Origin of the sequence: Pseudoalteromonas sp. SR45-5 (assembly GCF_014163565.1) — a bacterium.
GTDB lineage: Bacteria > Pseudomonadota > Gammaproteobacteria > Enterobacterales > Alteromonadaceae > Pseudoalteromonas > Pseudoalteromonas distincta.
In genome coordinates this window covers 1-7,529 of record NZ_JACJDN010000146.1, presented here as the reverse complement: position 1 = coordinate 7,529, position 7,529 = coordinate 1, and the positions used below count along the sequence as shown (strand labels likewise).

Annotated in this window: 8 protein-coding genes; all 8 read left to right on the top strand. The window is 40.6% G+C overall.

Annotation, left to right across the window (positions count from 1 at the left end):
* Positions 1-308 precede the first annotated feature (308 nt).
* On the top strand, positions 309-1,652 hold the full coding sequence (locus H5072_RS07680) for a Na(+)-translocating NADH-quinone reductase subunit A (RefSeq protein WP_024596562.1): 1,344 nt from the start codon (positions 309-311) through the stop codon (positions 1,650-1,652).
* Between the two features lie 4 nt (positions 1,653-1,656).
* The gene (locus H5072_RS07675; RefSeq protein WP_002958899.1) at positions 1,657-2,859 is read left to right on the top strand and encodes an NADH:ubiquinone reductase (Na(+)-transporting) subunit B; all 1,203 of its coding nucleotides are present in this window, start codon (positions 1,657-1,659) and stop codon (positions 2,857-2,859) included.
* Entirely contained in the window at positions 2,852-3,604 is a 753-nt protein-coding gene (locus H5072_RS07670) for a Na(+)-translocating NADH-quinone reductase subunit C (protein ID WP_002958898.1), read from the top strand. Before H5072_RS07675 ends, H5072_RS07670 begins: the two co-directional genes overlap by 8 nt.
* Complete coding sequence (locus H5072_RS07665; protein WP_002958897.1) at positions 3,604-4,236, top strand: NADH:ubiquinone reductase (Na(+)-transporting) subunit D; 633 nt, start codon at positions 3,604-3,606, stop codon at positions 4,234-4,236. The genes H5072_RS07670 and H5072_RS07665 overlap by 1 nt, the downstream gene beginning before the upstream one ends.
* 10 nt (positions 4,237-4,246) lie before the next feature.
* A complete protein-coding gene (gene nqrE, locus H5072_RS07660) occupies positions 4,247-4,855 on the top strand; it encodes an NADH:ubiquinone reductase (Na(+)-transporting) subunit E (RefSeq protein ID WP_002958896.1) in 609 nt (202 codons plus the stop codon).
* A gap of 18 nt (positions 4,856-4,873) precedes the next feature.
* Complete coding sequence (gene nqrF / locus H5072_RS07655) at positions 4,874-6,103, top strand: NADH:ubiquinone reductase (Na(+)-transporting) subunit F (RefSeq protein ID WP_002958895.1); 1,230 nt, start codon at positions 4,874-4,876, stop codon at positions 6,101-6,103.
* A 109-nt stretch (positions 6,104-6,212) separates the two neighbouring features.
* On the top strand, positions 6,213-7,244 hold the full coding sequence (locus H5072_RS07650; RefSeq protein ID WP_182693175.1) for an FAD:protein FMN transferase: 1,032 nt from the start codon (positions 6,213-6,215) through the stop codon (positions 7,242-7,244).
* 101 nt (positions 7,245-7,345) lie between these two features.
* A partial coding sequence (nqrM, locus tag H5072_RS07645; protein ID WP_182693174.1) for a (Na+)-NQR maturation NqrM occupies positions 7,346-7,529 on the top strand: 184 nt, incomplete at its 3' end.

The window sequence follows — 7,529 nt, the reverse complement described above, 5'->3', positions numbered from 1 at the left end:
TTGAATTTACGATGAAATCAGGAATGATAATTGCTTAGGCTACCACTTTGGTCTAGCTTGATTTTTATTTAATTCACTTAACAAAACTAAATAAGTGTTTCTGTCGTATAATTTTCATAAATACACTCGCATAGTCATCTAAAATGATGTTAAAATCTCGACAATATGTGATGAGTTTTACTACGTTGCTTGTTTGATATCTCTAGCAAGCTGCTCTTTTGTACCTTGATATAACTTGGAATAACTCAAATGGCGACGTGGTTGATACGATTTTTCAGTTTCTTTCCTTTAATGTAATGCAAGTGCGTATGATCAACATAAAAAAAGGTCTGGATTTACCCTTAGAGGGCGCGCCACAGCAAGTTATACATGACGGTTCTGCTGTCAAACGTGTAGCTGTGCTTGGCGAAGAGTTTATCGGTATGCGTCCAACCATGCATGTTCGTGTGGATGACCAAGTCAAAAAAGGCCAGGTACTTTTTGAAGATAAAAAGAACCCAGGCGTCCTATTTACTGCTCCAGCTTCTGGTACAGTAAAAGAAATAAATCGTGGTGCTAAACGTGTGCTGCAATCTGTTGTTATTGAAGTAGCAGGCAGTGAGCAAATCACCTTTGACTCTTTCAAAGCAGACGAGCTTCCGAGCTTAGAGCGCGAAAAAGCCAAAGAGGTACTTATCCAGTCTGGTCAATGGACAGCACTTCGTGTTCGCCCATTCAGCAAAGTAGCGGCTGTGGATGCAAATCCTAGTTCTATTTTTGTGACCGCAATCGACACAAACCCATTAGCTGCAGATCCTGCAGTAATTATTGCAGAAAATGCGCAAGCATTTGAAGCGGGTCTTGCAGTTGTTTCGCGTTTGACCGATGGCAAAGTATTTGTGTGTAAAAAAGCAGGCAGCCAAGTTCCTAGCTCATCTATAGCTCAAGTAGAAGTACATGAGTTTGGTGGTGTGCATCCGGCTGGCCTCGTTGGCACTCATATCCATCATCTTGATGCAGTTTCTGTTAGCAAACAAGTTTGGCATATTGGTTACCAAGACGTTATTGCGTATGGTCACTTATTCCTTACTGGTGAAATTTACACAAATCGTGTTATTTCGCTTGCAGGTCCTCGCGTTAAAAACCCACGTTTAGTGAAAACACAATTAGGTGCTTCATTGGATGATTTAGTGGCTGGTGAGTTAGAAGACGGAGATAACCGCGTTATTTCTGGTTCTGTTCTATCGGGTTCTATTTCAAACGGTGTTCATGCATTCTTAGGTCGTTACCACGTTCAAGTATCTGTTTTACTTGAAGGTCGCGAAAAAGAATTGTTTGGCTGGATTGCACCAGGTAGTGATAAATTCTCTGTAACGCGTACATTCCTTTCTCACCTTGCACCAAGTCGTTTATTTAAAATGACAACGTCAACAGGTGGTTCAAAACGTGCCATGGTACCAATTGGTAGCTACGAGCGCGTAATGCCGTTAGATATTTTGCCTACTCTATTATTACGTGACTTAATTGCACGTGATTTAGACAGTGCAATTTCATTGGGCGCGCTTGAACTTGATGAAGAAGATTTAGCGTTATGTACCTTCGTTTGTCCAGGCAAATACGAGTATGGTTCTATCCTACGCGATTGCTTAACTACGATCGAGAAGGAAGGCTAGAGAGATGGGTTTAAAAAAATATCTAGAAGATATCGAGCCGAATTTTGAAGCCGGTGGTAAATATGAAAAGTTTTATGCACTGTATGAAGCAGCTGCAACTATTTTTTATACACCAGGCTACGTAAATAAAGGCGCGACACACGTACGCGATAACATCGACCTAAAACGTATGATGATTTTAGTGTGGATGGCGACGTTCCCAGCTATGTTTTTTGGTATGTTCAATATCGGTCATCAGGCCGCTGGTGCTTTAGCACAAGGTTTTGAACTAGCAAACACGTGGCAAGTTGGTTTGTTCCAGTTATTCGGTGGCGAGTTAACCGCTGATGCAGGCTGGGGCGCTAAGATGTTCTATGGAGCATGTTTCTTCTTACCTATCTACGCTGTAACATTTGCAGTAGGTGGTTTCTGGGAAGTTATATTTGCTTCAGTGCGTAAGCATGAAATTAACGAAGGTTTCTTCGTTACTTCTGTATTATTCGCACTTATTTTGCCAGCAACTATTCCTTTATGGCAAGTTGCGTTAGGTATTACGTTTGGTGTAGTAATCGCTAAAGAAATCTTTGGTGGTACTGGCCGTAACTTCTTAAACCCTGCTTTAGCCGGTCGTGCATTTTTATTCTTTGCATACCCAGCTCAAATCTCAGGTGACACAGTATGGACAGCAGTAGATTCTTTCTCTGGTGCAACTATGCTAGGCCAAGCATTTGCTGGCACACTTGACTTTGCAAACATGGAATTATGGTGGAATGCGTTTTATGGTTTCATTCAAGGTTCTGTAGGTGAAACATCTACACTTGCATTATTAGTAGGTGGTTTGTTCTTAATTTACGTTCGTATCGCTTCTTGGCGCATCGTACTAGGTGTATTCCTAGGTATGGTAGCAACTGCATTTTTATTAAATGCTGTTGGCTCAGAAACTAACCCTGTATTTGCAATGCCTTGGTATTGGCATTTCGTACTTGGTGGCTTTGCGTTTGGTATGTTCTTTATGGCTACTGACCCTGTATCAGCTGCATTTACTGACAAAGGTAAATTAGCATATGGTCTACTAATTGGCTTTATGGTGGTTATGATACGTGTTGTGAATCCTGCTTTCCCAGAAGGCATGATGCTAGCAATCTTATTTGCTAACTTGTTCGCTCCACTGTTCGATCACTTTGTAGTGCAAGCTAATATTAAGCGGAGGTTGGCACGTAATGTCTAGTAATAACGAATCAATCGGCAAAACGTTATCAGTTGTTGTAGCACTATGTTTAGTGTGTGCAATCATTGTATCGTTTGCTTCTGTACAGCTTCGTCCTTTACAGCAAGCTAATAAAAACAAAGATATTCAAAGCAATATCTTAGCTGCTGCGGGCATCGACAAAGTTGAAAATGTTCTTGAAACATTTGATGCAAAAATCGAAGCGCGCGTTGTAAACATGACTACAGGTGAGTTTGTAGATACAGACCCAACAATCTTTGACTTTGAAAAAAGCAAATATGATGCAGCGCTAAGTGTTTCTCTTCAAGAGAAAGGCGTTAAAGATATTGCTGGTATTCAACGTGTGACTAAAGAGTCACCGGTGTATATCTCTAAAAAAGAAGATGGCTCAGTTGATGCAATCATTCTTCCTATCCAAGGCTACGGCTTATGGGGCTTAATGTACGGTTTTATCTCGCTTGAAAGCGATGGTGAAACAGTTAAGGGCATTATCTTTTACAAGCATAATGAAACCCCAGGTCTTGGTGGCGAAATCCAAAATCCACAGTGGACTGCTACATGGGAAGGTAAAGAACTTCCAATTCAAATTGTTAAAGGTACTGCGGGCAATGATGAGCATAAGATCGATGGTCTTTCAGGTGCTACATTAACGTCTAACGGTGTTGATCATGCAGTTGACTTTTGGACTGGCGAAAATGGCTTTGGCCCTTTCCTTGCGAAAGTACGTAAAGGAGCATTGAAATAATGGCTGATACTAAAGAAATGAAGGCGGTCCTATTTGGTCCGGTTTTAGCTAACAACCCAATCGCACTACAAGTACTTGGTATTTGTTCTGCGCTAGCGGTAACGTCTAGCTTAAAAAATGCGTTAATTATGTCAATCGCATTGACACTTGTAACTGCGTTTTCGAGCTTCTTTATCTCGCTTATTCGTAACCAGATCCCATCATCTGTACGTATCATCGTACAAATGACAATTATCGCATCATTGGTAATCGTTGTTGACCAAGTATTACAGGCATTTTCTTATGCTACTGCAAAAGAGCTTTCTGTATTCGTTGGTCTAATCATTACTAACTGTATCGTAATGGGTCGTGCTGAAGCATACGCGATGAAGTCGCCACCACTTATGTCATTCCTTGACGGTATTGGTAACGGCTTAGGTTACTCTGTAGTACTACTTACTGTTGGTTTCATTCGTGAGCTATTTGGTAAGGGTTCACTATTCGGTGTTGATATTATCCCATTGGTACAAGATGGCGGTTGGTATCAGCCTATGGGTCTATTGATCTTACCACCGAGTGCATTCTTCATCATTGGTTTATTCATATGGGTACTGCGTACTTATAAGAAAGACCAAGTAGAAGCTAAAGCGTAAGGGGCAAATAGTGGAACATTATATTAGTTTATTTGTAAAAGCCGTTTTTATTGAGAACTTAGCGTTGTCATTCTTCTTAGGCATGTGTACTTTTTTAGCGGTATCTAAAAAAGTAACTACATCAATTGGCCTAGGTATAGCGGTTATAGTTGTATTGGGTATTTCTGTACCTGTAAACAACTTGGTTTATCATGCGGTACTTGCACCTGGTTCACTAACTTGGTTAGGTTACCCAGATGCAGATCTTAGCTTTTTACGTTTCTTAACTTTCATTGGTGTTATTGCAGCACTTGTGCAAATTCTTGAAATGGCGTTAGATAAGTTTTTCCCTGCACTATACAACGCGTTAGGTATCTTCTTACCACTTATCACAGTTAACTGTGCAATATTTGGTGCGGTATCATTCATGGTTGAGCGTAACTATAACTTCGGCGAGTCTGTTGTTTATGGTATTGGCGCTGGTGTTGGTTGGGCACTTGCAATTACATTACTTGCAGGTATCCGTGAGAAACTGAAATACTCAGACGTACCTGACGGCTTACGTGGTTTAGGTATTACCTTCATCACTGTTGGTTTAATGGGACTTGGCTTTATGTCATTCTCTGGTATTTCACTGTAAAGGTAGCGAGGATAAATCATGGATTATCAGATTTTCTTAGGCGTTGGTGTTTTTATCGCTATCGTTGTACTACTGGTTTTAGTCATCATTGGTGCTAAATCTCAGTTAGTTGCAAGTGGCGATATTATCATCGGCATTAATGGCGACCCAGATAAAGCCATTAAAACATCAGCAGGTAGTAAGCTTTTAGGCGCACTATCTGAGTCAGGTATATTTGTATCATCTGCTTGTGGTGGCGGTGGCTCTTGTGGTCAGTGTCGTGTACACATTAAAGAAGGTGGTGGTGATATTCTGCCAACTGAGCTTGATCACATATCTAAAGGTGAAGCCCGTGAAGGCTGTCGTTTAGCGTGTCAGGTAAATGTTAAAAATGACATGGAAATTGAACTTGAAGAGTCAATTTTCGGTGTTAAGAAGTGGGATTGTGAAGTTATCTCTAATGATAACAAAGCAACGTTCATCAAAGAACTTAAGCTGCAAATTCCAGATGGCGAGTCAGTGCCGTTTCGTGCGGGTGGTTACATCCAAATCGAAGCTCCACCTCACCATGTTAAATATGCAGATTTCGATGTTCCTGAAGAGTATCGTGGCGACTGGAACCATTTTGGTTTCTTCGATCTGGAGTCAAAAGTAGACGAAGAAACAATTCGTGCTTACTCAATGGCTAACTACCCAGAAGAAGAAGGCATCATTATGCTTAACGTGCGTATTGCTGCTCCACCTCCAAGAAACCTTAGCTTGCCATGTGGTAAAATGTCTTCGTACATTTGGTCACTTAAAGAAGGCGACAAGGTAACTATTTCGGGCCCATTTGGTGAGTTCTTTGCTAAAGACACTGACGCAGAAATGGTATTTGTTGGTGGTGGTGCTGGTATGGCGCCAATGCGTTCTCATATCTTTGACCAACTTAAACGTTTGAACTCTAAACGTAAGATGAGTTTTTGGTATGGTGCACGTTCTGAGCGTGAAATGTTCTACGTAGAAGATTTTGACGGCCTAGCCGCTGAAAATCCTAACTTCGTATGGCATACAGCACTTTCAGATCCACAGCCTGAAGATAACTGGGAAGGCTATACTGGCTTTATCCATAACGTGTTATTTGAGAACTATCTTAAAGATCACGAAGCGCCTGAAGATTGTGAGTACTACATGTGTGGTCCTCCAATGATGAATGCGGCAGTTATTACTATGCTTAAAGATTTAGGTGTTGAAGACGAAAATATCTTACTAGATGACTTCGGTGGCTAACACTAATACCAAAACAGTTTAGTTTTGGTTAAAATACCAGCCTCGTAGCACTTGTGTTACGAGGCTTTTTTTATTCTTTAATTTTATCAATCTATTAAGTAGAGCTGTTATGAATCGAGTAAGTACTTCACAGGGCATAATGGCCTTTTTACTAATTACACTGACTGTATTATTGTCTGGGTGTGGTGAAAAGCCAGAGTTAAAAGAAACCTTTTTAGAAGGTAAGACTATGGGTACCACTTATCATATTAAATATTATGATGAGCAAGCCCAGCTATCGGCTTCACAACTACAGCTGCAAATAGACGCTGTTTTAAAAGATGTGAACCAATCTATGTCTACTTACATAGAAGACTCTGAAATAAATATATTTAACAGATTACCTGCAAATCAAGTCATGCTAATTAGCGAAGATTTTAGGGCTGTTATAAGCGAGTCTATTCGCTTGGGTGAATCGACTAAAACACTCGACGTAACAATGGGGCCTTTAATTGATTTATGGGGCTTTGGGCCTGATAAAAAACCAACTAATCGCCCAAGTGATGAAGAGCTTGCAAGTATGGTTGAAAAAATAGGCATTGATAAACTTATCTTAAATGAGCAAGGACTGGCTAAAACAGTTAATGGACTGGAGCTTTCTTTTTCGGCAACAGCTAAGGGCTATGGTATTGATAAAGTTGCCCAGTTATTAGAAAGCCACGACATTACTAATTACATGGTTGAGATTGGTGGTGAGCTGCGTATAGCAGGTGAAAAGCCAAATAATCAGGATTGGAAAATCGCGATTGAGCAACCAGATGCGCAACCTGGAGAGCGTAAGGTACACCGTGTCTTATCGCCAGGTACAAGTGGTATAGCGACATCGGGTGATTACCGTATTTTTTATAAAATGGATGGCGAGATCTATACCCACTTAATTGATCCAGCAACAGGTATGCCTATTAAGCACGACTTAGTGTCGGTAACTGTGCTTCATCCAAGCGCTATGACGGCAGATGGTTTAGCGACGGCACTTACTGTAATGGGGATGCAAAAAGCGCAAGCTTATGCTGAACAACATGATTTACCGGTTTATTTAATAGGTAAATCAAAAGAGGGTTTAGTTACCTACTCAAGCCCAGCATTTAAGCCTTATTTATAGTATGGTGCTGACTTGTTTATTTCCGTGTTATTTGGGTATATAATAGCAGTCGCTCAAAAATATTTGAGTTTAATTTATTGCTGATCAATAGGGGCTAAGCAATGTCACTTTTTCTTCTTACTTTTGGCTTACTAATTTTGATAGTTTCGGCTATGGCCGTTGGTATGATCGTGCAAAAAAAATCTATGGCAAGCAGCTGTGGTGGTTTAGGTTCGGTTGGTATTGATAAAGCCTGTGATTGCGATGATCCATGTGATAAACGCAAAAACCGTTTAGCAAAAGAGC